This is a genomic window from Cedecea sp. B1(4), from assembly GCF_059414925.1.
In genome coordinates this window covers 1-298 of the sequence record NZ_JCAHMZ010000228.1, presented here as the reverse complement: position 1 = coordinate 298, position 298 = coordinate 1, and the positions used below count along the sequence as shown (strand labels likewise).

The window sequence follows — 298 nt, the reverse complement described above, 5'->3', positions numbered from 1 at the left end:
CGAGAACTCGTGCTCGCCGCCCGAGATGGGGATGGACGTCAGCTGGTTCAGCTCCGCATAGCCGTCGATGTCGTCGGCGATGACCGGTTCCTCCAGCCAGCGCGGCTCGAACTTCTCCAGCTTGGGCAGCATGCGCTTGGCGTATTCCAGGTTCCAGCCCATGTAGCATTCGAGCATCAGGTCGGTGTCGTAGCCGATCACCTCGCGCACCGCCTCGACCGACTTCAGGTTCTCCGACACGCCGCGCTGCAGGTGCGCCGGGCCGTAGCCGAAGCGCATCTTGAAGGCGGTGAAACCC

Annotated in this window: 1 protein-coding gene; it reads right to left on the bottom strand. The window is 64.4% G+C overall.

Annotation, left to right across the window (positions count from 1 at the left end):
• A partial coding sequence (locus ACR6JA_RS22730; protein ID WP_494599732.1) for an enolase C-terminal domain-like protein occupies nucleotides 1-298 on the bottom strand: 298 nt, incomplete at both ends.